This window comes from Halorarius litoreus (genome assembly GCF_024362405.1).
In the GTDB taxonomy this organism is placed as follows: domain Archaea; phylum Halobacteriota; class Halobacteria; order Halobacteriales; family Haloarculaceae; genus Halorarius; species Halorarius litoreus.
The window spans coordinates 168,778-192,631 of the sequence record NZ_CP101454.1; the positions used below are offsets into that span (position 1 = coordinate 168,778).

A 23,854-nucleotide genomic window follows, 5' to 3' on the forward strand; every position below is an offset into this window, starting at 1 on the left:
TCGCCTACTCGGTCTCCGGCTCGGCGTCGCCCGTTTCGAGCTCCTCGTCCATCTCGTCGATGACCTGGTTCGCGTTCTCGATGCCGGCGTCTTCGCCCTGTTTGATGGCCTGTGCCTCGGCCTCCATCTGTTCGACGTCCATCTCGGCCTCCTCGTCGATCTGCCCGAGGATCTCCTCGATGTCGTCGAGGCCGAGCATCTCGCGCGTCTCCTCGTCGAAGTCCATCGAGTCGAGGATGTCCTGGCTCTCCTTCACGTCGGAGCCAGTCATGTGCTTGCCGTAGCGGCCCACGAGCGAGGTGAGTTCCTGCGGCAGGATGAACGTCGTCGACTCGCTGGCACCGATCTCCGCGAGCGTCTCCATCCCCTTGTCGATGACCGCCCGCTCGCCCATCGACTCGGCGGACTTCGCACGGAGGACGGTCGAGATGGCGTCACCCTGCGCTTCGAGGATCTGACTCTGCTTTTCACCCTGCGCGCGGATGATGTTCGACTGCTTGTCACCCTGTGCGCTTTCGACGGCCGAACGACGCTCACCCTGTGCCTCCAGAATCATGGCACGGCGACGGCGCTCGGCGGCCGTCTGCTGCTCCATCGCCTGCTGGACGTCCTGGCTCGGGTTGACCTCGCGGACCTCGACCGACTCGACGCGGACCCCCCACTCGTCGGTGGGTTCGTCGAGCTCCTTCCGGATGCGCGCGTTGATCTCCTGGCGCTTGTTCAGCGTCTCGTCGAGTTCCATGTCGCCGAGTACCGCACGGAGCGTCGTCTGCGCCAGGTTCGACACCGCGCGCTTGTAGTCGTCGACCTCGAGGAACGCCTTCTTCGCGTCCATCACCTTGATGTAGACGACGGCGTCCGCGGTCACCGGCGAGTTGTCGCGGGTGATGGCCTCCTGCCGGGGCACGTCGAGCGTCTGCGTCCGCATGTCGAACGTGTAGGTGCGTGAGACGAACGGGAGGACGAAGTTGATACCAGGTTCGAGCAGGCGCTGGTACTCGCCGAACACCGTCAGCGCGCGTTTCTCGTACGCGTTGACTATCTCGACCGCCTTGTACACCGCCACGATGGCGATGAGGAGCACCACCAGCGCGATGACGGGGAGGACAATCGACCCGAGCTGCAGGGGGACGAACATAGCAGACCTTAGGCTAAGATGACAATAAGGGTTCCCCCGCAGTCGGCGCCTTCTCAGGCGGCTTCGGTCTCTTCGTCGTCACGTTGGAGCTGTCGCCGGCCGCGCTCGAGTTCGCGGTCGATGTCGTCGACGCCCGACAGCGACGCGACGGTCAGCACGTTCCCGCCGCCGGGGTCGATGACGATGACCTCCGTCCCCACCTCGATGTCCCCGTCCATGCTCCGGGCGCGGTAGTAGGGGTTGAAGCCACCGTTGTCGAGTTTCACCTCGCCACCGTCGCGGCTCACTCGCTCGGTGACGCGGCCGGTCTGCCCGCGCAGTGAGTCGGAGTCACTGGTCTGCCCGCCGGAGACGCGGTTCCGAACCCCGAGGTCGCGGTAGAACCGGAACGTCGCCGCCCCCGCGAGCAGGACGACGAGCGCGAGCACCAGCGGAGTGAAGGCGCCGAGTATCCCACCGAGGGCGAGTCCGACGGCCCCGGCGACGAGCAGGGCGACGCCGATGACGATGAAGTGTGCACCGGGTGCCAGCGCCTCGGCGACGACGAGCCCAGTCCCGGCTAACAGGAGGATAAGCGAGAGCGGAACGCCTAGGACCTCGACCATAGCCTGTCTAGGGTCGCCCCCGTCCTAAGGGTTCGGCCTCCAGCCGTCAGAGCAGAAACTGCGCCAGCACCGCGAGCGTCGCGACTGCACCGAGCAGCACGAACGCGGTGTGTTCGAGCGACGGCGAGCCCGGTTCGAGCGTCCGGTCCTCGGGTCCCGTCCACGACTCCCCCTCGGTGGCGACGTGGAGCGCGCCCTTCGGCGCGTCGTCGTCCGGTTTCGATGAGTCGGTCACACCCGAACTAGTCGCCGAGCGGGGATAAATCCTCCCCGCCGAAAGGGGTAAGCATCCTTACTGCCTCTCTGTGGCAGGATAATGACCAGATTGACACTGCGGCTGGCGGTCGGGCTGCTCGCAGCACTGGTGGTGCTGTCGGCGAGCCCAGCGCTCGGGGCGCAGTCGGAAGGGGTGGACGGGGCAGTCGACCTCGACGCGATGGTCGAGCTGTACAACGCGAACCTCGGCGACGCACCGGGCATCGCGAAGGGCGAACTCGCGGGCAAGACGGTCGAGCTCCGCGTGGGCAGCGGCTCGACCGTCGCCACGTCGAGTACGGGCACAGTCTACCACTTCACGACGAACGACGAGGGGGAGATCACAGACTACGGCGACGCTGCGGGGGATTCGCCGAACGTCCGCGTGCTGACGAGCGAGGCGGCGATGGACCGCATCCTCGCGAGCGAGGACCCGGCAGCCGCGTTCGATGCGGCCTACGAGAACGGCGACATCACGGTGAGCGGCGTGACGCTCACCGACTCCATCCGTATCGAACTGGTGAAGTTCGGCGTCTGGCTCGGAAAACTGTTCGGCGTGCTCTGAGTCGCTTCGAGTCGCTTACTGCACTTTCGTTCCGGGGACGGCGTCGTCGTACGTCGTGAGCAGGTCTGCGGCCTCACCGGCTGCGAGCAGCATCCCGTTCGACTCCACGCCGAACAGTTCGGCCTTCTCGAGGTTGGCGACGACGACGATGCGCTTGCCGACCAGGTCCTCGAGGTCGTGGAGCTGTTTGATGCCGGCGACGATCTGGCGCGTCTCGACGCCGATGTCGACCTCCAGTTTCGCGAGCTTGTCCGCGCCGTCGATTCCCTCCGCTGAGAGAATCTCGCCGACTCGGATGTCGAGGCTCTGGAAGTCGTCGAAGCTGATTCGGTCCTCGGTGAGTGGTTCGAGGTCGTCGGTCACGGCCGCCCCGTCGTCCTCGTCGGAGTCGTCACTTTCGCTTTCGTCCCCGGTCGCAGCGGCGACCCGCTCCTCGAGCTGGGCGTTCAGTTCGGCGACGCGGTCGTCCTCGATGCGCTCGAACAGCTCGTCGGGCTCACCGAACGTCGCGGGCGGGGCGTCGAGCGCCGCGTCGAGGCCGACCTCGTGGACGTTCGACGGCTCGCCGAGCTGCGTCCAGAGCGCCTCGGCCTTCCCGGGGAGGACAGGCTCCATGAGGACCGCACACGCCTTCGCGAGCTGGACGCAGTCGCGGATGACCTGCGCGGCGCGCTCGGGCTCGTCGTCCGTGAGCTTCCACGGCTCGTTGTGTTGGATGTACTCGTTGCCGAACTTCGCCAGCTCGATGGGGGCCTGCCCGAGCCCACGGACCGAGTAGTCGTTGACGGCGTCGTTGACGGCGTCGATAGCCGACTTGATCTCGGCGTCGACCTCCTCGCTCACGTCGGCGTCGGGCGTGCCGTCGTAGTTCCGTTCGGCGAACAGCAGCGACCGGTAGACGAAGTTGCCGAGCGTGCCGACGAGGTCGTTGTTCACGCGCTCCTGAAGGGCGTCCCACGAGAAGTTCACGTCCGCGGTGAACTCGCTGCCCGTGATGATCTGGTACCGGAAGAGGTCGGGGTCGAAGCCGGCGTCCAGATAGTCGTCGGCCCAGACCGCCCGGTTCCGGGAGGTGGAGAACGCTTCGCCCGCGAGGTTGACGAACCCGCAGGCCATGACGGCGCGCGGCTCGTTGAAGTCCGCTCCCCGTAGCATGGCGGGCCAGAACACGGTGTGGTGCTGGATGATGTCCTGCCCGATGATGTGGACGATCTCCCCGCCGTCCGGTTCGTCGGCGGTGCCGTGGTTCTTCCAGACGCGCTCCCAGTCGTACTCGTCGGCGCCGACGCGCTCCGAGTACTGTTTCGTGGAGGCCGCGTACTCGATGGGCGCGTCGACCCAGACGTACAGCACGAGGTCCTCGGCGCCCTCACCCGGATAGTCGATGCCCCAGTCCATATCTCGGGTGATACACCAGTCCTGGAGTTCGCCCTCGATCCACTCGCGGGGCTGGTTCCGGGCGTTCGCGGTGCCCTCCAGGCGGTCGATGAAGTCCTGGAGATACGCCTGGAAGTCCGAGACGCGGAAGAACTTGTGCGTCCGGTCGCGGTACTCCGCGGGGTTGCCGGTGATGGCGCTCACGGGGTCCTCGACCTCGCCGGGTTCGAGGTGGCGGCCGCAGCCCTCGTCACACTCGTCGCCGCGGGCGCGTTCGCCGCAGTACGGACACGTCCCCTCCACGTAGCGGTCGGGCAGCGGCGTGTCGGCCTCCGGGTCCCACGCCACCTTGATCTCCTTCTCGTAGATGTGGCCGCCCTCGTCGAGTTTCCGGACGATGTCCTGCGTGAGTTCGGTGTTCGTCTCGTCGTCGGTGTGGCCGTAGTTGTCGAACGCGACGTTGAACTTCGGGAAGGTGGCCTCGTACTGCTCGTGGTACGAGAGCGCGAACTCCTCGGGGGAGACGCCCTGCTTGTCGGCGTTGACCGCGATGGGCGTCCCGTGCATGTCGGAGCCGCAGACGAACGCCGTCTGCTGGCCGACTTTTTCGAGGGCGCGCGAGAGCGCGTCGCCGCTCACGTACGTCCGCAGGTGGCCGACGTGGAGGTCGCCGTTGGCGTACGGCAACCCACACGTCACCACCGCGGGCTCGTCGGTCGGAAAGTCGTCGTGGCTCATGGCTGTGCATCCTCGTGGCGGGGACTAAACCCCGCTGGTTTCTTCGTGGACATTCGTCTCTGGGGTAGCTGGTTTCGGACGATGCGGGGAGAACGCGCGTGGTTTCACGCCCGGGCAGGGCCGTATGAGGGCGACCCCGGGCGGTCCACCGGCGCAGCGACGGCTACGGACGCATCGAGAAACGAGGCCGTGCTGCGAGAGTCACAGCGCGAGGAACGAGACGCGAGCAGAAAAGCGCGACGGTGGTCAGTCCTTGACTTCGACGCCACCGAAGGCCACGAACCCGTCGACGACGAGGTCGACGCTTTCGTGGGTGCGCTCCTGGCGGAGCCGGCTGTCCTCCGCGGCCCCGAGGACGGGCAGGACGTCGAACCGGACGTTCCAGTCGCGGGGCGCGATGATCTCGACGGCACCGAACATCGCCACCGCGTTCACGCGGATGGGGGTCTCGGGGTCCACGGGTTTCACGTCACGCAGGTCGAGGGTGACGCCACCGAACGCCGCGACGGCGTCAGCACCGCGGAACGACGGGGACGTCGCGCGCTTCTCGTTGCCGCCGAACACGGCGTAGGCGTTCATGAAGCTCTCGTCAGAGACCGGGGCCCCGCGCCGGGTCTTGTAGGCGCCGGCGATGAGCGAGACGCCGAAGACGATGACGACGAGCGGCCAGAACGCGAACACCTGGTCCCAGGTGGCGTAGCCGAGGGTCACCGCCTGGGCCGCGCTCGCGCCGATGATGAGCAGGAGGGGCCCGAACACGTTGCGGAACCCACTGGTGACGAGCGCCCACGCGCCGATGATGACGAACAGCGACGGGGCGTACCGGAGGAGGCGGCCGGCGTCGTACACGCCGGTCGTGCTGGCGAGCAGGCCGACGCCGACGAGGAGGACGGCGAGGCCGACGAGCAGGCTGTTGGGGATACGTCTGTAGTCCATGGCGTAGATACGACGAGAGTGGGGATAAACCAGCAGTGAGAGTCCCTCGCAGTGGGATTCGGGCGCGGTTCAGAAGATGCTCGCACCGATGCCGAACAGGCCGAGGGTGACGAGCAGGCGGCCGACGCTCCCGGCGAACGTCGCCGCGGCGAACTTCAGGTAGTCCTCCTCGAGGACCGAGAACGCGTAGATGGAGAGCGTGTCGGGGAAGAAGGGAACCGAGAGCGCCATCGCGAGCCCGATGTAGCCGTAGTTGCGGGCGAGGTCGACCGTCTTCCGCTCGGAGTAGGCGACGATGTCGACGGGCGAGCGGCGCAGAAGTTTGATGACCGGGCCGGATTCCTTCACCCCGTGGCCGATAGCGAACGCGAAGACGGAGCCGGCGGCCTTCCCGAGCCCCGAGACGACGATGACGATGGTCAACTCGACGGCCCGCGGCAGCCCGAGGTGGAGGTTCGGGAACAGGACGACCTCGCTCGGGAGCGGGAGGATGAACGCGATGAGAAACGAGTAGATGGCGATGATGACGAGCCCCAGCGGGCCCGTCGCGGTGCGGACGAGTTCCTCGAGGACGTGGTAGTCCGGCCACGAGAACAGGGCGACCTCGAGCGGCGTCACTACCTGTGCGGAAGGGGGGCGCTCTGGTAAGGCTACCGGCTTCTACCGGAGCCGGTCGACGTCCGCGAGGAACCCGCGGAGCGTCTCGCGAGTGACGTGCGGCATCATCACGATACGGGCCTCTCCCGCCTCCGTGGGCGAGATACGCCAGCCCTCCTCGCGCAGCGCGGCGATAGTCTCGGGCGCGAGGTCCATCGCCACGATGGGGAGCGTCGGGTCCACGTGGTCGATGTCGCGGGTGTGGAGTTCCGCGGCGAGCCAGTCGGCGTTGGACTGACTCGTCTCGTACTGCTCGCGGTAGCCGTCGGGCCACAGTTCGTTCATGACCGCGGCGGCGCTCGCCACACCGGCCCCCGAGCGCGTTCCGGTGAGCGTCACCTGCGAGGTAGATTCGAGGTACGGCGTGTCGATGGAGAGCTCGTCGAGCAGTTCTGGGCCGCGCGCGAGCAGCCCACCGGCGGGAACGGCGGCCTGCCCCATCTTGTGCGGGTCGATGGTCATCGTGTCGATGTCCGCGTCCGAGAAGTCCCACTCGTGGTGAGTGAAGGGGAGGACGAACCCGCCCCACGCGGCGTCGACGTGCATCAGCGCGTCGACCTCCTTGGCCATCCGCGCCAAGCGAGGGATGGGGTCGACGCGACCGTACTCGGTCGTGCCGGCGATACCGACGACGAGCACGGTGTCCTCGTCGATGAGTTCGGCGACGCCATCGAGGTTCGCGGTGTAGTCGTCGAGCGGCGCGACACGCATCTCCACGCCGAGCACGTCGGCGGCCTTGTGGAACGAGAAGTGCGCGGACGCCGGCGCGACGAAGTTCGGGTTGCGGGTCGACTTGCGGTTCCGGCCGATGCGGACCGCCTGGATGTTGGCCTCGGTTCCCCCGGAGGAGATGTAGCCCGCGGCGTCCTCGAGCCCGGCGATCTCGCCGAGTTTGGCGACCGCCTGCCGTTCGAGCTTGGCGACGGTCTCGTACGTCCCCGGGTCGCCGGGATTGGTCGCGAGGAACCGCTCTGCGGCCTCCCTGGCGACGGGATGCGGCTTCGTACACATCGAGGAGAGGACGCGGGAGAAGTCCTGAGGGGTGGCCCGCTGCATCTACCCTCAGATTGGGGCTCTCGGGTTTATACGTTGCGCACTCTGAAACCGGGGCGTTATTAGCCAGACTGTGAGAGCGCCTCGTCGGCCCACTGGGGCTTCGTGACGCCAGGGTCGTCGAGCGAGCGGAGGACGTAGACGAGCTGGAACGACCCCTCGGTGTCGTCGATGGTGTACGTCCCCGACGTGACGAACTGGTAGACGCGCCCCTCCCCGTCGACGACGATGCGGGCCTCGTAGTCGCGCACGTCGGTCGCGTTCCGGGGGAGCGCGCCCGCCCGCGTCGGTGGGGTCGAGGACTCGAGCGTCACGAGCGTGGTCGTTCCCTCACGCTCCGTGACGTTCGTGACGGCCCACTCACCGCTCGAGAGGTAGCGGACGAAGACGTTCTGGCCGGTGAGCGACGCCGCGGCGGCGGCCTCACCCGTCCGGTACTGTACCTGGTCGCCGAACTGGACCTTCACGGCCTGCACCGACTCGTTGCCCCAGACGTCGAACCGGGAACCGGGGTTTACCGTCGTGTAGTTGTACTGCGTGCGGCCGGGGGCGACACGGGTCACCTGCTGGCGGCGGACCTGTCGCGGCTCGCCCTGCTGGACGACCGTCGCGTTCGACCGGAGCTCGTACCGGAAGCCGGTGTCGACCAGTCGGTCGGTGTGAGCCGCCACCAGCGCGGTCTCGTTCTCCAGTCGCTCGCTGTCGGCAGAGACGCCCGGCGGTGCGGTGTCGGCGGTGAGTCCACCCGCGTCGGTCGCGGTCCCCGGGCCCCCGAGGAACGAACACCCGGAGAGCGCGAGGAGGAGGGCGAGTCCCACGGCGGCGAACGTGCGTCGCATACTCGCGTTCCGGAGGCACGCCGCAAAAGCCCCCCGCTTGCGGCTCGCGACAGCCGCGACGGCCGGCGGGCGAACCTTATGTGCGCGGCCCGCGACTCCCCGCCATGAGTGACACGGTGCGGCTGGAGTTCGATGGCGACGTAGCGACCCTGACCGTCGACCGCCCCGACCGGCTGAACGCGCTGAACGAGCCCACGCTGGAGGCGATGGCGGACGCGCTCGAGGACGCGCGCGGCGACGCGCGGGCGCTCGTCGTCACCGGCGCGGGCGACAAGGCGTTCGTCGCCGGGGCGGATATCTCGCGGATGTCGGAGATGTCGGTCGAGGAGTCGCACGCCTACTGCGAGCAGGGCCACGCGGTGATGAACGCCGTCGAGTCGTTCCCCGCGCCGGTCATCGCGGCCGTCAACGGCTACGCCTTCGGTGGCGGGTGCGAGCTCGCGCTCGCGGCTGACCTCCGGGTCGCGAGCGAGCGTGCGGTCATCGGGCAGACCGAGATCGACCTCGGCATCGTCCCCGGCTGGGGTGGCACCCAGCGGCTCGTCCGCCTAGTGGGCGACGAGACCGCCCGCCGGATGGTGTTCTTCGGCGAGCGGGTCGACGCACAGGACGCGCTCGAACTCGGGCTCGTCGGCGAGGTGGTCGCGCACGACGACCTCGACGACCACGTCGCCGAGATGGCCGCCGACCTGGCCGCGAAACCGCAGTTCGCGCTCGCCGCCGCCAAAGAGGCCGTCAATCAGGCCCACGAGATGGGCCAGCGCGAGGGGCTCGACTTCGAGCGCCGGCTCTGGAGCGGGCTGTTCGGTACCCACGACCAGCGCGAGGGGATGACGGCGTTCCTCGAGGACCGCGAGGCGGCGTTCGAGTGAGTCGGCCCGTACCGGCGTCGAAGCCGCTGGCTACTGTGGGCCCGCGGGAGCGCGGGGACGCCGGTAGCGACCGTGTAACCAAACCCATCGGCAACCACGAGTGCTCCAGCGGTCGGCCACGTGAATGGGTCGCTCAGCCAGGGAGAGCATCCACCACTCGGTGGGGGGCCTGAAACACGGTCACGGAGGTTCAAATCCTCCCCCATTCGTGCGACAGTAGACGGGCGAGCGACCGGTGTCGCGGTCGCGCTTCGGAGCCGTACCGGCTAGTCCTGAGAAGACGCGCTAGTCCTGAGAAGACACCTCGGACTCCGGCGTGCGGCCTGTCCCGAGCGTCTCCCACACCTGAGAGTAGGTGAGGACGAGCGCGAGCGCCGCCATCGCGGCGGCGATGAGGAACGGCGCGGCGAAGCCGAAGCGGATAGCGTACCCAGAGACGAGCGGGCCGACCGCGACGCCGAAGCCGAACGCCGTCGTCAGCACCGAGAGCGTCGTCCCGGACTGTCCTTTGCCGGCGAGGTCGCCCGCGAGCGCGAGCCCGGGCGCGAACACCATCGCCACCGAGACACCCTGCAGGAGCCGGAACGCGAGCATGAGTGCCGACCCTGCGGAGATGCCGAAGAGCGTCTCGGGGAGCGCGGTCGCGAGCGCTGGCACGTACGCCTGCAGCGCGAGCGAGGGGACGAGTAGGGCGAACCCGCCCACCAGGAACGGCCGGCGACCGATGCGGTCGGAGGCCCGGCCGATGGGCACCTGAAAGACGACGTTGGCGATGATGACCGCGGCGAACTGCACGGAGAAGAGGAACGGCCCCTGGCCGAGTTGTGCGTTGATGACCTCCTGGATGGTGGCGAAGATGGCGATGCCGACCGCCATGAAGAACGTGCCGACGCCGACGACGAACACGGGGTCGAACAGCTGGTCGCTGCCCCGGATGCGGACCGAGAGGTCGTCGGCCGCCTCGGCGCGCTCGGTCTCGGGGTCGTCGACCAGCAGCACGACGAGCAGGAACGAGACGGCCGCCCCGAGGACGGCGATGGCGAACGCGGCGTCGAACCCCGAGATGCGCGTGCCGGCGAGCGGGCCGAACGCGCCCGTCAGGACGTAGGTGACGACCTCGTCGCCGGCGAACCCGCCCGTGATGAGCACGCCGGCGATGATGGGGCCGAAGCCGAAGCCGATGAGCCGGAACGTGTTGAACACGCCGAAGTTGCCGCCCCGCTGGGAGTCGTCGGTCGCGTACTCGTTGACGAGCGCGACGGTGACGGGGATGGTGAGCGCCGCGCCGATGCCCTGGAGCGCGCGGACGGCGAGCACCGACCAGTAGGAGGAGACGAACGGGTACGCCGCCGAGGCGACGCCGAACACGACGAGCCCGGCGAGGATGAACGCCTTCCGCTTGCCGGTGCGGTCGGAGAGTCGCCCCGTGAACGGCTGGAGCGAGCTGTTCAACAGGCCGAACAGCGAGAGGACGACCCCGATGAGCAGTTCGGTGGTGAAGCCGTCGACGCCGGCGAGCGAGATGCGGCCGCTGGCGATGTACAGCGGGAGGACGATGATGAGAAACGAGTTGCCGAGCGCGTCGGCCATCCGCGCCATCGCGAGCGCGACCACTCGGTTGTCCGTACCCAGAACCATCTACTCCAGCCGAAGGGGTCGGGCGTCAAGAAGGGCGTGGAACCGGCGGCTACCTGCCTCAGCCGGCCGGTGTGCCGAGTGGGTCGGTGACCGTCACGTTCTCGCCCGCGTCGACGACGCGCGCGACCGGCACTGCGAGGTCCGCGTACACCACCCGGCCGCTGCGGGCGACGCCGACCCGTTCGACGGTCGGGCCGTCTTCGCCCTCGTCGTCGGTCGCGTCCTCCAGTATCGTCCGCACGCGCTCAGGGTCCGCGAGGTCCGTGGGGTCGGCCGCGAGCGCCACGCGCAGCGTCTCGTCGGCGAGTGCGTAGCCGAACCCGAGGCCGTCCGCGTCGTCGAGCAGCGAGCGCGTCGCCGCGTCGTCGACCTGTGTCGCGAGGTCGCGGGTGAGCGCCGTCGACAGCCCCACCGCGAGCGTGCGGTCGCCGACGGTCGCGAACAGATCCGCCATCGCGCGGTCGTCGGTCACCCCTGTCTCGGCGCCGGTGTGCGTGTCGACCGCCGCCCGGACCGCAGCCAGTCCACGCACGTCGGGCGAGAGAACGAGCCCCGCAACGAGCGCCGCGTCGCTCGCGGCGAGGCCGAAGGTGAGGTCCGGCGGTGTCGGCTGCTCGTCGCCCTGGAACTGTCGGAGGTCGGCGAACAGCGAGGGCTCGTAGCTGTAGCGCTGGAACCCCTCGCGGGTCCCCTCGTCGACGACGAGGCTCGAGTCGTCGGCCCCGATCTCCGCACGTATCGCGGCAGTGTCGAACGTCCCCTTGGCAGCGAGTGTCAGTCCGGCGCTCCCGGCGTCGGGTGCGCCGTAGCCGAGGGCGGTCAGCCGGTCGACGTCGGCGAGCGAGACACTCCCGGCGAGTCGGTCCGCGCGGTCGAGTGCGTCGCGCGCCGAGTCGGGAAGCGTCTCGCGGTTCGCCCGGACGGCCGCCACGTCGAGTGAGGCGGCCACGTAGCGGTCGGGTGCGGTCGCAGTCACCGGCCGGTGGAGCCAGTCGGTGTACGCGGGCGGGCCACCGCCGCCGACCAGCCGGTCGAGACCGCCGACACAGCCGGCGGTCGTCGCCACACCGGCCGACGCGAGCCCCGCAAGGAACGTCCGTCGGGAGGGCATGCGTCGGGGTTTGCGGCGGGAAGGATATGCCTTCCGGCGATCTGCGCCCGGCCCATTACTGCCATACCTTTATACCAGGGAATCCTACACGGTTCCACATGAGTCGAACCGTGAAGCTCAGCCGACTGCCGACGTTCCTCGAGACCCTCGACTACCCGCTCTCACGCCGCCGTATCGCGGGCGAGGTCGACGACGTGACGCTGCTTATGGCCGACGGGGAAGCGCCCCTCGACACCGTCGTCGACCGGCTGTCGAGCAACCGGTTCGAGTCCAGCAGCGAACTCGAAGCCGAGCTGTACCAGTTCCTGCCCATCGAGGCAGTCGGCGAGCCCGGACAGGCCGAGGGCGACGCGTAGCCCGCCAGCGCCGCTGGCTGCGAGTCAGAGGCCAGCTGCTGTGAACCCCGTTGTTTACATACGTCGCCCACGGCTACGGGAGCGTACGAATGCAATTCTGCGACGAGTGCGGCTCGATGATGCACACCGAGGGCGGCACCTGGGTGTGCCGCTCGTGCGGGCACGAGCAGGCTCGCGACTCGCACGCCGAAGCGGAGATGTCGCTCAGGGAGGACCAGCAGGATGACGGAACCCCGAGCGTGGCCGAGGCGGACCACGAGTCGACCGAGACGGTACGGCAGGCCTGTCCAGAGCCGGGCTGTGACAGCGACCGGGCCAACTACAAGATGATGCCGAAGCCGGGCGGCTCCTACGAGGTTCGGTTGTTCACCTGCGTAGAGTGTGGCCGCAAGTGGCGCGAATCCTGAGGCTCCGAGACGACACCATCCGAGCTGAGGGCGACGGCAGCAAAGCGAGAGGCTTACACTCGCCGATACAGAACCACTACTCAGTCAGATGCAATTCTGCGACGAATGCGGCTCGATGATGCATACCGAGGGCGACAGCTGGGTCTGTCGGTCCTGTGGCCACGAGCAGCTGCGTGACTCGGCGAGCGAGGCGGCGATGACGACGACAGAGGGCCAGAGCGACGACGGCCCGGTCGACATGTCGGAGGTCGACGACTCCGAGATCGGCCCGACGACGAGGATGCAGTGTATCAACGAGGACTGCGACGGCGAGCGCGCCCGCTACGAGATGAAGCAGATCCGCGCGGCCGACGAGTCCGAGACCCGCTTCTTCACCTGCGTGGAGTGCGGGCAGAAGTGGCGCGAAGACGACCACTGACCGACTTCGACACGACGACACCGGGCCGTACGAAGGGAGGGTTCGACCGCCACCGAGCAGCCCGCCGGCTGGTCGCTCGGACGATAGGAAACGGGGGAGAACGCCGTGGGGGAGTGGGATGTACTGCTGTTCTGTGTGCGCCTCGTTCGACGCAGTAGTGGTAGACCACCTTGAGAGATCACGGCACCCTTCGCTACCGAAGTCGTTGATCGGCTGTAGGCCGCCGACGGGTGGGCCATCGCCGTCGCATCCGCCACTCGAGGCAGCGGCACGCTTCACCTCCGCACCGACCACGACCGCCTTTTTGTCTGCGGCGTCCGTAGAGGGTGTATGTCAACGGACCGGACGGCCGCGGCACCGGTCGTTCCGACGGAGCGACTCGACAGCGGCGGCTGGGAACTTCAGGAGGAGACGACGGACACGGTGTTCCAGCTCCCGACCGTGACGGTCGAGGGCCACACCCTGCTGTACGAGGATGCGGCGCTCCGCGAGCGCGTCCACGAGCGCACGGGCGTCGACCAGACCTGGCGGTTCTTCTTCGCCACCGCGCTCACCTTCAGTCCGCCGCTGGCACCCGGCCTCGCGCCGCTGGTGAAGTCGACTGTCGCCTCCGAGGCCCAACGCACGTTCGCGAAGGACCTCCGGGAGCGCGGCTTCTCGGAGGTCGACCGTGGGCGCTCACAGACCATCCGCATCGACGGCGACCGCGCCCGGCTCAGCAACTTCCGGGCGATCTACCCGCTCGAAACCGACGGGCGTACTGTGGACCTGCAGGTCGCCGGCTGGCTCGCCGTCTGGAACGGCGACGGCTTCCGACTTGCTGGCGGTGCGTACCCCGAAGCGGGCTTTCAGGCGGTCGAGGAACAAAGGGACGCGGGAGCATACCGGGACGAGCTGTTGAGCCTCATCAGGGACGTACGGTGACGAAGCCGGCCTCGCGCTACGCTCCGCATAGTCCCGGGGCGGCACGGGTAGTACCGCAGCGGAGACATCTCAACAAGTTCACAAAAACGTTGGCCCGGACTACTCGAGGACGGAGCGGCGGGCGAACGTGAGATAGCCGGTGTGACCGACGCCGCGGGTCGAGGGGCGCGAGCCCCGCGCGTCGAAGTCCATGCCGCGCTGGATGGTCTCCAGCGACTCGATGTCCACCAGTTCCGCCTCGCGCGCTGCCTCGACGCAGTCGCGCGTCGACTCGACGAACGGCGAGTAGACGGCGACGAACCCGCCGGGGACGACGAGGTCGGGGACACGAGCGACGACCTCGGGGGCGTCGCCGGTGTCGAGCGTCACGCCGTCGAACCCCGAGAGGTCGTCGAGGTCGTCGGTCAGATCGCCCGCCCGGACCTCGACGTGGTCCGCGACACCTGCGGTCGTCATGTTCTCGCGTGCCACCTCGGCGAACTCCGGGTTCTGTTCGTACGAGACGACGGCGACGCCGAGTCGCCCGAGATACGCCGCCAGAATTCCGGTGCCCGTGCCGGCATCGAGCACGCGGTCGTCCGCGCCAACGCCCGTGTGCCCGACGACGAGGCCGATGTCCCGGGGCATCATCGGCGCGCCCGTGCGCTCGAGATGCTCGAACAGGTCCGGGCCGCGCGGCTTCCGAACGACGAACTGCTCGCCGATGTGGGTCTCGAGTTCGTCACCCTCAGCGACGTCCTCGGGGACCTCGAGGATGCCGAGGTCGGACTCCAGTCGCTCGCCGGGCTCGACGAGATACTCCCGGTCCTCGCGGACGAGCAGGTAGCTCACTCCAGCCGCTCGACGGCCGCCGCGAGATCGCCGTTCGTCGCCTCCAGCGCCTCGCGGGCCTCGGCCTTCGACGCGCCGGTCCGCCCGGCCACGATGTCGACGTCGGACTCGGGGATAGCGTCCTCGGCTGCCTCGTCGCTCGACTCGTCGTCGGTATCGGCGTCGGCGTCGGCCGACCCACCCTCACCGCGGGGGCGGACGTCCGGCTCGCCGACGATCTGGTACGTCTGCTGCCCCTGGGCGTCCATCCGCTGGACGTCGGCGTCGTGGAACACCAGCTCCTCGTCTGCGGTTCGGATGATGACTTCCTCGGCGTCGATGTCGTCGAGGTCGATACCCATCTGGTTCATCATCTGCTTCATCTTCCGGGGGTTGAGCCCGCCGCCTCCTCCAAACATACCCGGGTCGTCGTCGTCCGAAAGGAAAAGTTCTCGCTTTGTCCCTGTCCTCGAGGTTCCCGCAACCGGCGAGGGTTTATCAACGAACGGGCGGCCACCGGCGGCGTGCGCTGAACGGAGTGCTCGGTGGTCGAGGCGGGTGTGTGGACCGCCACCGAGCGTACCCCATGGTCCGCCTGTTCGCTACTCGCCCGTGCCGTTGCGGACTTTGACCGCCATTCCGGTGTCGAACGCTCGCATCTCCGAAGCCGAGAGTTCCGCCCGGCCCACCGCCAGCAGGTCGCCGCGCTCGTGGACGACGGCCACCTCGTCGCCCGGTCGAATCTCCTCGCCGACCCGGCTGACGAACTTCGCGAACACGTTCTTCCCGTCGCGGACGAACGGCTCGGACTCGTCACCGACGACCACGCGACCCATCGGGTCGGGGAGCGCCGCCAGCAGTCGCTCGCCGCCGGCGAGCCCGAGCCGGAACCGGCCGTCGTCCTCGTAGGAGACGATGCGGCGACCGTCCGGCGCGCCGTCGGGCGTCCCACCGGGGGTATCAGCCTCGGTGTGAATCTGCGTCGGCCGCCCAGAGCGGGTACGCTGGACCGTCGGATTCTCGTTGGGGGGGAACAGCGCCACGCCCGCGCCCGAGCCGAACTGGTAGTCGGCGACGGTCGAGAGCGTCTGGCGTTCCTCGGCGTCCATGCCTCGCCGTCGGCCCCGGCGGCTGATACGGCTTTCGCGTTCGTTCAGCTACAGCAGCGCGCGGACCACGGCGCTCGGATCGTCGAGCGACGGCGCCACTCGAAGGTCGGCGATGACGCCCGCGTGGTCCGACGCCCAGAGCGTCCGGTCGCCCACGTCGACGCGCGCGGCCGGCGTCTCGCCAGTCCGCCGGACCGCCAGCGGTTCGACCGACCCGCGGACGAACACGGCGTCGATTCGCCGACGCAGCCGCGAGTTGACGTTGTGGAGCGTCGGGAGCTGACAGCACGTCGGCCCGTCGGCCTCCGCGACGACCCACGCGTCCGTGAACTCCCGCGCCAGCGAGGCGTACGCCGACGACTCGCCAGCACCCGGGCCGCTGTTGAAATCGCCCAACAACAACACCGGGTCGGCTCGGGAGTCGAGCGCACTCAACAGTTCCGCGGTCTGGACCCGCCGGATCGTCCCCGAACTCGACGCGAGATGCGTCGAAACCGCGGTCGTCTCGACCCCGCCGAGTTCAACCTCCGCGAGACAGTAGCCGCGAGTCGCCGTCAGCGTCCGGTCGCCGACCGTCGCCCGGGCGTTCACGCCGTAGTTGGCCGCCGCCGTCGCCGCGACGGGGACGTCCTCGCGGACGAGCAGCGCGTCGTGATCGACCAGTCCGACCGTGAAGGATTCCCCTTCGGGGGGTGTCGCCGGGAGCGTGACCCCGGCGTTCTCGACCGTCACGGCGACGCGATACGGCGCGCCGAGCGTCCGGAGTCCCGCCTGCAACTGCGAGAGGAACGCGGCGACGGGCTGCGTCGCTTCCCTACCCGTGGCGCCGCGCGATACGGTCGCCGCCTCTTGGATGGCGACGACGGCAGGGCGCTCGCGGTCGATCTCCTCGGCGATGGCGCGCATCCGTGTGGGGACGCCCGAGTCGACGACCTCGCGGTACTTCCGGTAGACAAGGTCCGGGTCGATTTCGTCCGCGGAGAGGAGCTGGAACAGTCCGGCACCGAGGCCGAGGTTCCGCGTCATCACGCGCGTCTCCTCGGCGGCTGCCCACGACGGCACGCGCGGAATCGACGCTGCAGGGAGAGCCGCGACCGCACGCAGGGCAGCACGGCGGCTGAGGGACACGGAGGCTGCTTGGAACGGTCGGCCTAAAACAGTTACATCGGTTCACCCGACTACACGAGCGCCGCGAGCGTCGCCCGGAGCGCGGTCGCGGCGGCCTCGATGTCACTCCGACGGACGTACTCGCGTTCGGCGTGGGCGACCGCGCCCTCCTCGTCGGCGAGGACGCCCGGGCCGAACACGACCGTCGGGGCGTCCGACGCGAAGTACGACGCCTCCGTCGCCGCGGAGAACGGCCGAATCTCCCCGCCTGCCTCGGCGGCGAGCGTCGCCGCCAGCGGGTCGCCTTCGGGCGTGTGGAACGCTTCGAGGAACGGCGTCGGGCGCTCGGTGAGCGCGAACGACACGTCGACGTCGTCGGGGGCAGCCGCCTGGAGATGGGCTTCGAGCGTCTCCCGAAAGTCGTCGGCGGTCTCGGGCGGGACGCTCCGCCGGTCGACCGTGAACGCACACCGCTCGGGGAGCTGGTTCGTCGCCTCGCCGCCCTCGATGGTCGTCGCCTGTAGCGTCGGCGCGCCCAGCGAGTCGTGGGTGCCGGGACCGTGTGCGTCGTCGTAGCTGTCGAGCGCCGCGATCGCGGGCGCGGCGCCGTGGATGGCGTTCGCGCCCGAGTCGGGTTCCGCGGCGTGAGCCGCCACGCCCTCGACGGTGACGGTCCCCTCGAACCGCCCCTTCGCGGCGTTGCAGACGTCGAGGCCCGTCGGCTCGCCGACGATGTAGCCGTCGGCGTCGAGGTCGAGCGCCGCCGCCCCGATGGACAGCACCTCCTCGTCGGGCGTGATGGCGAGCGTGAGTCGGCCGTCGGGGTCGTGCGCGAGGAAGGCGTCGAGCAGCGCCGCGAGTGGTCCCTTCGCGTCGCACGACCCCCGCCCTCGAACCACGTCGCCGTCACGCTCGTAGGCGACGTGCGGCGGAACGGTGTCGATGTGCGTGTTGAGCACGAGATGGGGGGAGCCGTCGCCCTTCGTCGCGAGCGTGTTGCCCGCGTCGTCCACCTCGGGGTCGAGCCCGTACTCGGCGAGCGTCTCGACGAGGAACTCGCGCATCTCGTCGACCGACTCGGTGGAGTCGATTTCGACGGCGCGCTCGTGGAACGCGAGCAGGTCGAACGCAGAAGCCGACCCCACCATTCAGTCGTCCGCTGGCGCCGAGGGCGACGGTCGCGGCGAGACCTGGTCGAGGAATTCGAAGACTGCGGGGCCGCGAAGCGTCGATCCGGTCTCGCTCACCGTGACTTCGAGGTCGCCGCCCGGCGGCGACACACGAACCGGCTGGTCGGCCTCGAGCTTGCCGAGTCGGTGGGCGACCGCCGCGACGGCGACCGCACCCGTTCCACAGGACTGGGTCTCGCCTTCCACGCCGCGCTCGTAGGTACGCTGGCGGAATCCGCTCCCGTCTTCGGCGGCGAGCGTCACGTTCGCACCCTCGGGGAACAGGTCGGCATAGCGCACGGCAGGGGCGATGTCGTCGAGGTCCACCGCGTCCACATCGTCGACGAACGCGACGGCGTGCGGGACGCCGGTGTTGACCGCCGTGACGGTCTGCCCCTCAACCTCCTCTTGAATCAGAGGTTCGTCGGCGTCGACGGGGACCTTCGCGGGGTCGAACGCCGGTGCACCCATCTCGATGGTGACGTCGTCGCCGTCGATGGTCGCGCGGCGCGTGCCGCTCTGGGTGTCGATCATCACCTCGTCACAGCCCGTCTCGCTCGCGGCCCACGCGGCCGCACAGCGCGCGCCGTTGCCGCACATCGCGGCGACGGAGCCGTCGGGCTGGACGAGCGTCATCACGATACGCGACGGACAGTACTCGTCTTCGAGCGCGAGAAAGAGGACGCCGTCCGCGCCGCGTCGCGGGGAGTCGTCGTGTTCGATGCCGGTGTCTCGGTCGCAGAGGACGCGCGCGAACGCCCGGCGGTCCGGGACGTCCTGTGCCGCGTCGACCACGACGAAGTCGTTGCCAGTTCCGTGGTACTTCTGTACGTCTATCATTGGTCTAATGTTCGAGTCGGGTGAGATCCGTGAGGTCCTCGCGTCGGGCGACGAGCCGGTCGTCGCCGTGGTCGAGCGCGACGACCGCGGGGCGGGGCCGCGAGTTGTAGTTCGACGCCATCTCGTAGCCGTACGCGCCGGCGTTGCCGATCGCCAGCAGGTCGCCACGCGTCGGCTCGGGGAGCGGGCGGTCGCGCGCGAGTACGTCGGCCGTCTCGCAGACCGGCCCCGCGAGTTCGACGTCGACGACGCGCTTGCGGGGCACGTCGGGCTCCAGCGAGCGAACCGCGTGGTAGGCGTCGTACAGCGCCGGTCGGATGAGGGTCGTCATACCAGCGTCGATGCCCACCACCGTGGTCTCGGGCGTCTCCTTCACCGTGTTGACCGTCGCGAGCAATACGCCCGCGTCGGCGACGAAGTAGCGACCGGGTTCGATGGCCATCCGCGCGCTCACGTCGCCGAGCGCCTCGCGGGTCGCAGCGGCGACCGCGTGCAAATCGAGCGGCGGTTCGTCCTCGTGGTACGGGACGCCGAAGCCACCGCCGACGGCGACGAACTCGAGGTCACCGACCTCACGCGCGAGGTCGCCCATCCGCGCGACGAACTCCTCGTGCGCCGAGAGGTCGTCGCCCGAGATGCCGCTGCCGGCGTGGGCGTGGATGCCCACGAGGTCGCCCACCTCGCGGGCACGCTCGACCACGGCGGTGGCGCGGTCGTAGGGGACGCCGAACTTCGGTTCCGCGCCCGTCTGCACCTTCGCGTGGTGGCCCGCGCCCACACCCGGATTGACCCGGACGCAGAGCTGCCCCTGAAATCCGCGTTCGGCCATCCGGTCGAGGCTGTCTTCGGAGCCGACGGTCACGACGATGTCGTGGGCACGTGCGACCTCCGAGATGTAGTCGAGGTCCCGGTCGGGGGGGTTGACCGCCGTGTAGCGGATGCGCTCGCCGTCGAAGCCGGCGTCGAGGGCGCGCTTCACCTCGCCGGCGGCGGCGCACTCGGCGTCGACGCCCGTCGCTTCGAGCGTCTCGAGGACGGCGTTCGTGGTGTTCGCCTTCACCGCGTAGGCGAGGTCAGCGTCGGGAAACGCCTCGCGGAGGCGCGCGGCGTTCTCCCTGACGCGGCCGAGGTCGAGGATGTAGGTGGGTGTCTCGTGGGCATCCGCGAGGTCCCGCAGCCGCTCGGCGTCCCAGTCGGCGAGCCGGCGGACCGCGGGGTTCTCGTTCATTCCCGAAGGGCCTCCTCGCGTTGCGTCGCCTCCAGCGTGTCCTCCTCGACGTGCGTCGCGACGACGGCGGGCTTGTACGCCCCACCCTCGAACAGGTCGTGGTCCCCCACACTCGACTCGACGTAGCGGATGAACGCCCGGCGCTCCGGGGGGAGGTGGCCGTAGATGATTTCCTCGTCGACCAAATCATACACGGGAATCCGGGGCGTGAGCAGCGTGTTCTCGCCGACGATGGAGTTCTCGCCGACGACGAACCCGCTCGTGACGCGACAGCCCGCGCCCAGCGAGACGCCGTCCTCGACGATCACGGGCGCACCCTCGACCGGTTCGAGGACGCCACCGATGAGCGTGTTCGCGCCCAGCTTCACGTTCTCGCCGATTTGCGCACACGACCCCACCGTATCACAGGAGTCGACGAGCGTGCCGTCGCCGACGTGCGCGCCGATGTTGACGAAGCTGGGGCTCATGAGGATAGCGTCGCTGCCGACGTACGCGCCGCGGCGAACGACCGTCCCGGTCGGCGTGTTGCGGCTGCCGCGGCCGGGGAAGTCGTCGGTTCGTCTGAGGGGAAGCACGTCGTGGTAGTCGACGTCGCCGTACGTGTGCGTCTGGATGCTCCGAAGTCCGAAGTTCAGGAGGATGCCCTCCTTCACCCAGGCGTTGGCCTCCCACTCGCCACCGCGCTTCTCGGCGGCGCGAATCTCGCCCGTTTCGAGGGCGTCGAGGAAGGCGTCGAGGACGGCGTAGTCCGCTTCGTCGGCCGTCTCGGCGGAGAGGTCGTTCTGATAGCGGTTCCACAGGTCGGAGACGTCGGATTCCAGACTCATGACAACACCTCGGTAAAGTCGTAGCGGCCGGGGTCGCGGTCGACGAGCCACTCGGCGGCGTCGACCGCACCCGCGGCGAACACGCGCCGGGACTCGGCGCGGTGCGTGAGCGTCAGCACCTCGTCGTCGCCCGCGAGCATGACCTCGTGTTCGCCGCGGACGGTGCCCGCTCGGCGGACGTGGACCCCCACCTCGCTCTGCTCGCGCACGTGGTTGCCCTCGCGTCCGTACACACGGTCGAGTGCGTCCCCGCGGGCGGAGTCGATTTCGTCCAAGACAGTTGTTGCCGTCCCGGAGGGGGCGTCGCGCTTCCCGTGGTGGTGGGTCTCCGTCACTTCCACGTCGTACTCGGGGAGCGCCTCGACGCCCGCGCGGACGACGCGCAGGAGCGCCTGCACGCCCTTCGCGAAGTTCGATGCCCGGAGGATGGGCACCTCAGCGGCCGCGTCGTCGAGCGCGTCGAGCTGGGCATCGTCGAACCCCGTCGTCCCGATGACGATGGGCGTCCCGGTCTCGGCGGCGATGCGTGCATGCTCGACCGTCGCGCCGGGGACGGTGAAGTCGACGAGCACGCTGGCTTCGTCGCGGAGTATCGCGGGGAGGTCCGCGAGGTCGCGCTGCTCGTCCGTGGGCTCGCGAGACAACGCGAGCACCGCGTGGCCCCGCTCGTCAGCCTCCGCGACGACCTCGCCACCCGTGCGGCCCGTGGCCCCGGCGACCGCGACCCTCACGCTTCGGGCGCCTCCGCTTCGAGGTCCTCGAGCACTGCGCGGAGTTCCGCGAGGTTCTCCTCCTGCATCCGCGAGAGGGGCGGGCGCATCGTCGCAGGCATGTGCCCGCGGATGGCGAGCGCCTCCTTCACCGGGATGGGGTTCGTCTCGATGAACAGCGTTCTGAACAGCGGACCGAGCTCGTAGTGGAGCTCTCGGGCCGCGGCGTAGTCCTCCTCGAGGGCGTAGTCGACCATCTGGCTGGTTCGCTCGGGTTCGACGTTGCCCGCGACCGAGATGGTTCCCGTCCCGCCCATGGACATGATGGGGAGGGTGAGCTGGTCGTCGCCCGACAGCACGGAGAAGTTCTCGTGGCGCGTGCGTTCGATGACCTCCGCGACCCGATTCAGGTCGCCGGAGGCGGCCTTGTAGCCGACGATGTTCTCGTGCGACGAGAGGTTGACCGCCGTCTCGACGGCGATATTTCGTCCTGTGCGGCCGGGGACGTTGTAGACGATCTGTGGGAGGTCGACCGCGTCGGCGATCTGCCGGAAGTGGTCCTCCATGCCCTGTGGTTCAGGGATGTTGTAGTACGGTGAGATGAGGAGTAGGCCGTCGGCGCCTGCATCCGCGGCGCGCTGTGAGAGGTCGAGCGCCTCGCGGGTGTTGTTCGAGCCGGAGCCCGCGATGACCGGGATGTCCTCGGCTGCGTCGACGACGGCCTCGATGACCTCGACGTGCTCGTCGTGGCTCATCGTCGCGGACTCGCCAGTCGTGCCGACCGGGACGACGCCGTGGACGCCGCCGCGTTCGAGCCGTCGAACGTTGTCCTGGAGTAGGTCGAAGTCGATACTGCCGTCCTCGTGGAAGGGGGTCGTGAGTGCCGGGAAGACGCCGGCGAACGTGTTGTGTGTCATGTGGATGTGTCCTGTGGATGTAGTCTGAAGGCGATGCCCGAGATGGCCCGCGACGAGACGCCACGCTCGCCGGGAGCCGAAGTTACGGGCGTTTGCCTTTCGAGAAACGGCCGTCACACCGGTCGGTGGCGTGGGCCGGACGACCGGGTGTGACTGGGTCCATGTCTCATCGACTGTGTTCTGCGGACTTAGGCGTTGCGTCCGCTACCGATGTTTGCCGAGGAGTGTAGACGGGGACCGGGAGAATCGCAGCCGTGAAACCCAGTAGCGACACCTCGGAAGCCCTCGCGCGTTCGGCTCCAGGGACTCGCTGCGCGCGCTGCCTCCGGTCACGTGCTTGCGTCGTCCGGGTTCGCCGAACGCGCTCGCCCTTCCAGTCCGCCAGGGCGACGAACGATTCACGGAGTGTCGGCGCGTGCTGGCGAGTCCTCGTGACGAGCCAGTACCACGCGAGGGATGAGCACCGCAGGTGCGAAGCACCGAGGAGCGCAGTCGGTTGGGGAGGCTGTGGTTGCGGGCCTGGTGGACTGGAAGGGCGAGCGGTCTACACGAAGCACGGCGACGTAAGCACCGCAGCGAGTGAAACGAGCGAGGAGCGCAACGAGCGTGAGACGAGCGAAGCGAGTCTCACGGTACGCGCGAGTGTAGACCGCGAGGGCTTCCGAGGTGTTGCCAACGATGGAGATTCACATTCCACGACATGCGAATCCTAGCGACACTCTTTCAACCGAGTGCCGAGAGAATCGAGTATGCCACCCCTCCACGGGAGCCAGCGGGTCGCCGTGCTCGCCGACTCACAGAACCTCTATCACACCGCACACAGCCTCTACTCTCGGAACATCGACTACACGTCGCTTCTCGACACCGCAGTCATGGACCGTGAACTCGTCCGGGCCATCGCGTACGTCATCCGCGCCGAGTCCCCCGAAGAGGAGAGCTTCTTCGAGGCACTGCGCGACATCGGCTTCGAGACCAAGATCAAGGAGATCAAGACGTTCGGCGACGGCTCGAAGAAGGCCGACTGGGACGTCGGCATCGTCCTCGACGCCGTCACGCTCGGTGACCACGTCGACGTGGTCGCGCTCTGCTCGGGCGACGGCGACTTCACGCGGCTCTGCACCCACCTGCGCCACCAGGGCGTCCGCGTCGAGGTGTTCGGCTTCGGCTCCTCGACGGCCAAGGAGCTCCGGGAGGCCGCCGACTCGTTCGTCGACATGAGCGAGAACGAGGATAAGTACCTGCTGTAGT

General features: G+C 68.8%; 27 protein-coding genes and 1 tRNA gene. 8 read left to right on the plus strand and 20 right to left on the minus strand.

The genetic code is table 11. The features are described 5' to 3' along the window. Positions 1–4: 4 nt before the first annotated feature. The 3 genes from NL126_RS00905 to NL126_RS00915 are packed head-to-tail and all read right to left on the minus strand — an operon-like array spanning position 5 to position 1,978. Positions 5–1,138: an SPFH domain-containing protein gene (locus NL126_RS00905; protein ID WP_255197018.1), complete on the minus strand. Its 1,134-nt coding sequence runs from the start codon at positions 1,136–1,138 to the stop codon at positions 5–7. Positions 1,139–1,191: 53 nt separating this feature from the next. Further along, on the minus strand, positions 1,192–1,743 hold the full coding sequence (locus NL126_RS00910; protein ID WP_255197019.1) for an NfeD family protein: 552 nt from the start codon (positions 1,741–1,743) through the stop codon (positions 1,192–1,194). Positions 1,744–1,789: 46 nt separating this feature from the next. Beyond that, entirely contained in the window at positions 1,790–1,978 is a 189-nt protein-coding gene (locus tag NL126_RS00915; protein WP_255197020.1) for a DUF7312 domain-containing protein, read from the minus strand. A gap of 81 nt (positions 1,979–2,059) precedes the next feature. Between NL126_RS00915 and NL126_RS00920 the strand changes: the two genes are divergently transcribed. Continuing rightward, positions 2,060–2,563: a hypothetical protein gene (locus tag NL126_RS00920; protein ID WP_255197021.1), complete on the plus strand. Its 504-nt coding sequence runs from the start codon at positions 2,060–2,062 to the stop codon at positions 2,561–2,563. Between the two features lie 15 nt (positions 2,564–2,578). Here the strand turns inward: NL126_RS00920 and metG are convergent, their stop codons facing one another. The 5 genes from metG to NL126_RS00945 all read right to left on the minus strand — a co-directional run bounded on the left by metG (position 2,579) and on the right by NL126_RS00945 (position 8,163). Then, positions 2,579–4,678, minus strand: coding sequence for a methionine--tRNA ligase (gene metG, locus NL126_RS00925; protein ID WP_255197022.1), 2,100 nt, complete (start codon positions 4,676–4,678; stop codon positions 2,579–2,581). A gap of 246 nt (positions 4,679–4,924) precedes the next feature. Further along, entirely contained in the window at positions 4,925–5,614 is a 690-nt protein-coding gene (locus tag NL126_RS00930) for a cell wall-active antibiotics response protein (protein WP_255197023.1), read from the minus strand. A gap of 69 nt (positions 5,615–5,683) precedes the next feature. Then, entirely contained in the window at positions 5,684–6,232 is a 549-nt protein-coding gene (locus NL126_RS00935; RefSeq protein WP_255197024.1) for a YqaA family protein, read from the minus strand. Between the two features lie 42 nt (positions 6,233–6,274). After that, complete coding sequence (gene mfnA / locus NL126_RS00940; protein WP_255197025.1) at positions 6,275–7,327, minus strand: tyrosine decarboxylase MfnA; 1,053 nt, start codon at positions 7,325–7,327, stop codon at positions 6,275–6,277. A gap of 59 nt (positions 7,328–7,386) precedes the next feature. Continuing rightward, a complete protein-coding gene (locus tag NL126_RS00945; protein WP_255197026.1) occupies positions 7,387–8,163 on the minus strand; it encodes a DUF7537 family lipoprotein in 777 nt (258 codons plus the stop codon). 104 nt (positions 8,164–8,267) lie between these two features. Here NL126_RS00945 and NL126_RS00950 point away from each other — a divergent pair, with 104 nt between their 5' ends. Continuing rightward, positions 8,268–9,035, plus strand: coding sequence for an enoyl-CoA hydratase/isomerase family protein (locus NL126_RS00950; RefSeq protein WP_255197027.1), 768 nt, complete (start codon positions 8,268–8,270; stop codon positions 9,033–9,035). Between the two features lie 122 nt (positions 9,036–9,157). Then, a tRNA-OTHER gene (locus tag NL126_RS00955) sits at positions 9,158–9,244 on the plus strand. A 76-nt stretch (positions 9,245–9,320) separates the two neighbouring features. Here NL126_RS00955 and NL126_RS00960 read toward each other — a convergent pair. Together NL126_RS00960 and NL126_RS00965 are read right to left on the minus strand one after the other, a co-directional pair. Further along, entirely contained in the window at positions 9,321–10,673 is a 1,353-nt protein-coding gene (locus NL126_RS00960) for an MFS transporter (RefSeq protein WP_255197028.1), read from the minus strand. A gap of 58 nt (positions 10,674–10,731) precedes the next feature. Further along, entirely contained in the window at positions 10,732–11,784 is a 1,053-nt protein-coding gene (locus NL126_RS00965) for a hypothetical protein (RefSeq protein ID WP_255197029.1), read from the minus strand. A 98-nt stretch (positions 11,785–11,882) separates the two neighbouring features. Here NL126_RS00965 and NL126_RS00970 point away from each other — a divergent pair, with 98 nt between their 5' ends. From NL126_RS00970 to NL126_RS00985, 4 genes are all read left to right on the plus strand, one after another. Further along, entirely contained in the window at positions 11,883–12,140 is a 258-nt protein-coding gene (locus NL126_RS00970; protein WP_255197030.1) for a DUF5789 family protein, read from the plus strand. A gap of 89 nt (positions 12,141–12,229) precedes the next feature. Next, positions 12,230–12,547 carry an RPA12/RPB9/RPC11 RNA polymerase family protein gene (locus tag NL126_RS00975; RefSeq protein WP_255197031.1) on the plus strand — a complete coding sequence of 106 codons (318 nt, stop codon included), beginning with the start codon at positions 12,230–12,232 and terminating at the stop codon, positions 12,545–12,547. Between the two features lie 88 nt (positions 12,548–12,635). Then, positions 12,636–12,965: an RPA12/RPB9/RPC11 RNA polymerase family protein gene (locus tag NL126_RS00980; protein ID WP_255197032.1), complete on the plus strand. Its 330-nt coding sequence runs from the start codon at positions 12,636–12,638 to the stop codon at positions 12,963–12,965. Positions 12,966–13,295: 330 nt separating this feature from the next. Next, positions 13,296–13,889, plus strand: a complete 594-nt coding sequence (locus NL126_RS00985) for a DUF6517 family protein (protein ID WP_255197033.1) — start codon at positions 13,296–13,298, stop codon at positions 13,887–13,889. A gap of 99 nt (positions 13,890–13,988) precedes the next feature. Here the strand turns inward: NL126_RS00985 and NL126_RS00990 are convergent, their stop codons facing one another. The 10 genes from NL126_RS00990 to dapA all read right to left on the minus strand — a co-directional run bounded on the left by NL126_RS00990 (position 13,989) and on the right by dapA (position 22,606). Then, a complete protein-coding gene (locus NL126_RS00990; protein ID WP_255197034.1) occupies positions 13,989–14,720 on the minus strand; it encodes a methyltransferase domain-containing protein in 732 nt (243 codons plus the stop codon). Continuing rightward, positions 14,717–15,118 (minus strand): nascent polypeptide-associated complex protein, encoded by a 402-nt coding sequence (locus tag NL126_RS00995; protein ID WP_255197035.1) that lies wholly within the window; start codon positions 15,116–15,118, stop codon positions 14,717–14,719. The genes NL126_RS00990 and NL126_RS00995 overlap by 4 nt, the downstream gene beginning before the upstream one ends. A gap of 183 nt (positions 15,119–15,301) precedes the next feature. Further along, positions 15,302–15,808 carry a PUA domain-containing protein gene (locus tag NL126_RS01000; protein ID WP_255197036.1) on the minus strand — a complete coding sequence of 169 codons (507 nt, stop codon included), beginning with the start codon at positions 15,806–15,808 and terminating at the stop codon, positions 15,302–15,304. 48 nt (positions 15,809–15,856) lie between these two features. Further along, positions 15,857–16,936 (minus strand): endonuclease/exonuclease/phosphatase family protein, encoded by a 1,080-nt coding sequence (locus tag NL126_RS01005; RefSeq protein ID WP_255197037.1) that lies wholly within the window; start codon positions 16,934–16,936, stop codon positions 15,857–15,859. A 50-nt stretch (positions 16,937–16,986) separates the two neighbouring features. After that, entirely contained in the window at positions 16,987–18,063 is a 1,077-nt protein-coding gene (locus tag NL126_RS01010; protein ID WP_255197038.1) for a M20 family metallopeptidase, read from the minus strand. Then, on the minus strand, positions 18,064–18,924 hold the full coding sequence (gene dapF, locus NL126_RS01015) for a diaminopimelate epimerase (RefSeq protein WP_255197039.1): 861 nt from the start codon (positions 18,922–18,924) through the stop codon (positions 18,064–18,066). It lies immediately after the preceding gene. Between the two features lie 4 nt (positions 18,925–18,928). Further along, positions 18,929–20,152 carry a diaminopimelate decarboxylase gene (gene lysA / locus NL126_RS01020; RefSeq protein ID WP_255197040.1) on the minus strand — a complete coding sequence of 408 codons (1,224 nt, stop codon included), beginning with the start codon at positions 20,150–20,152 and terminating at the stop codon, positions 18,929–18,931. After that, positions 20,149–20,979, minus strand: a complete 831-nt coding sequence (locus NL126_RS01025) for a 2,3,4,5-tetrahydropyridine-2,6-dicarboxylate N-succinyltransferase (protein ID WP_255197041.1) — start codon at positions 20,977–20,979, stop codon at positions 20,149–20,151. The genes lysA and NL126_RS01025 overlap by 4 nt, the downstream gene beginning before the upstream one ends. Next, positions 20,976–21,710: a 4-hydroxy-tetrahydrodipicolinate reductase gene (gene dapB / locus NL126_RS01030; RefSeq protein WP_255197042.1), complete on the minus strand. Its 735-nt coding sequence runs from the start codon at positions 21,708–21,710 to the stop codon at positions 20,976–20,978. The genes NL126_RS01025 and dapB overlap by 4 nt, the downstream gene beginning before the upstream one ends. Then, positions 21,707–22,606, minus strand: coding sequence for a 4-hydroxy-tetrahydrodipicolinate synthase (gene dapA, locus NL126_RS01035; RefSeq protein ID WP_255197043.1), 900 nt, complete (start codon positions 22,604–22,606; stop codon positions 21,707–21,709). Before dapA ends, dapB begins: the two co-directional genes overlap by 4 nt. 749 nt (positions 22,607–23,355) lie before the next feature. Here dapA and NL126_RS01040 point away from each other — a divergent pair. Further along, positions 23,356–23,853: a LabA-like NYN domain-containing protein gene (locus tag NL126_RS01040; RefSeq protein WP_255197044.1), complete on the plus strand. Its 498-nt coding sequence runs from the start codon at positions 23,356–23,358 to the stop codon at positions 23,851–23,853. Position 23,854 lies beyond the last annotated feature (1 nt).

What these genes read in the sequence shown, in the direction of transcription:
- NL126_RS00960 (WP_255197028.1), bottom strand. Translation starts at nt 10,673, where the DNA reads ATGGTTCTGGGTACGGACAACCGAGTGGTCGCGCTCGCGATGGCGCGG.
- lysA (WP_255197040.1), bottom strand. Translation starts at nt 20,152, where the DNA reads ATGAACGAGAACCCCGCGGTCCGCCGGCTCGCCGACTGGGACGCCGAG.
- NL126_RS01000 (WP_255197036.1), bottom strand. Translation starts at nt 15,808, where the DNA reads ATGGACGCCGAGGAACGCCAGACGCTCTCGACCGTCGCCGACTACCAG.
- NL126_RS00905 (WP_255197018.1), bottom strand. Translation starts at nt 1,138, where the DNA reads ATGTTCGTCCCCCTGCAGCTCGGGTCGATTGTCCTCCCCGTCATCGCG.
- NL126_RS00995 (WP_255197035.1), bottom strand. Translation starts at nt 15,118, where the DNA reads ATGTTTGGAGGAGGCGGCGGGCTCAACCCCCGGAAGATGAAGCAGATG.
- NL126_RS01025 (WP_255197041.1), bottom strand. Translation starts at nt 20,979, where the DNA reads ATGAGTCTGGAATCCGACGTCTCCGACCTGTGGAACCGCTATCAGAAC.
- NL126_RS00950 (WP_255197027.1), top strand. Translation starts at nt 8,268, where the DNA reads ATGAGTGACACGGTGCGGCTGGAGTTCGATGGCGACGTAGCGACCCTG.
- dapF (WP_255197039.1), bottom strand. Translation starts at nt 18,924, where the DNA reads ATGATAGACGTACAGAAGTACCACGGAACTGGCAACGACTTCGTCGTG.
- NL126_RS00980 (WP_255197032.1), top strand. Translation starts at nt 12,636, where the DNA reads ATGCAATTCTGCGACGAATGCGGCTCGATGATGCATACCGAGGGCGAC.
- NL126_RS00920 (WP_255197021.1), top strand. Translation starts at nt 2,060, where the DNA reads ATGACCAGATTGACACTGCGGCTGGCGGTCGGGCTGCTCGCAGCACTG.
- dapA (WP_255197043.1), bottom strand. Translation starts at nt 22,606, where the DNA reads ATGACACACAACACGTTCGCCGGCGTCTTCCCGGCACTCACGACCCCC.
- NL126_RS00970 (WP_255197030.1), top strand. Translation starts at nt 11,883, where the DNA reads ATGAGTCGAACCGTGAAGCTCAGCCGACTGCCGACGTTCCTCGAGACC.
- NL126_RS00965 (WP_255197029.1), bottom strand. Translation starts at nt 11,784, where the DNA reads ATGCCCTCCCGACGGACGTTCCTTGCGGGGCTCGCGTCGGCCGGTGTG.
- NL126_RS01010 (WP_255197038.1), bottom strand. Translation starts at nt 18,063, where the DNA reads ATGGTGGGGTCGGCTTCTGCGTTCGACCTGCTCGCGTTCCACGAGCGC.
- metG (WP_255197022.1), bottom strand. Translation starts at nt 4,678, where the DNA reads ATGAGCCACGACGACTTTCCGACCGACGAGCCCGCGGTGGTGACGTGT.
- NL126_RS00945 (WP_255197026.1), bottom strand. Translation starts at nt 8,163, where the DNA reads ATGCGACGCACGTTCGCCGCCGTGGGACTCGCCCTCCTCCTCGCGCTC.
- NL126_RS00910 (WP_255197019.1), bottom strand. Translation starts at nt 1,743, where the DNA reads ATGGTCGAGGTCCTAGGCGTTCCGCTCTCGCTTATCCTCCTGTTAGCC.
- NL126_RS00930 (WP_255197023.1), bottom strand. Translation starts at nt 5,614, where the DNA reads ATGGACTACAGACGTATCCCCAACAGCCTGCTCGTCGGCCTCGCCGTC.
- NL126_RS00975 (WP_255197031.1), top strand. Translation starts at nt 12,230, where the DNA reads ATGCAATTCTGCGACGAGTGCGGCTCGATGATGCACACCGAGGGCGGC.
- mfnA (WP_255197025.1), bottom strand. Translation starts at nt 7,327, where the DNA reads ATGCAGCGGGCCACCCCTCAGGACTTCTCCCGCGTCCTCTCCTCGATG.
- NL126_RS00985 (WP_255197033.1), top strand. Translation starts at nt 13,296, where the DNA reads ATGTCAACGGACCGGACGGCCGCGGCACCGGTCGTTCCGACGGAGCGA.
- NL126_RS01040 (WP_255197044.1), top strand. Translation starts at nt 23,356, where the DNA reads ATGCCACCCCTCCACGGGAGCCAGCGGGTCGCCGTGCTCGCCGACTCA.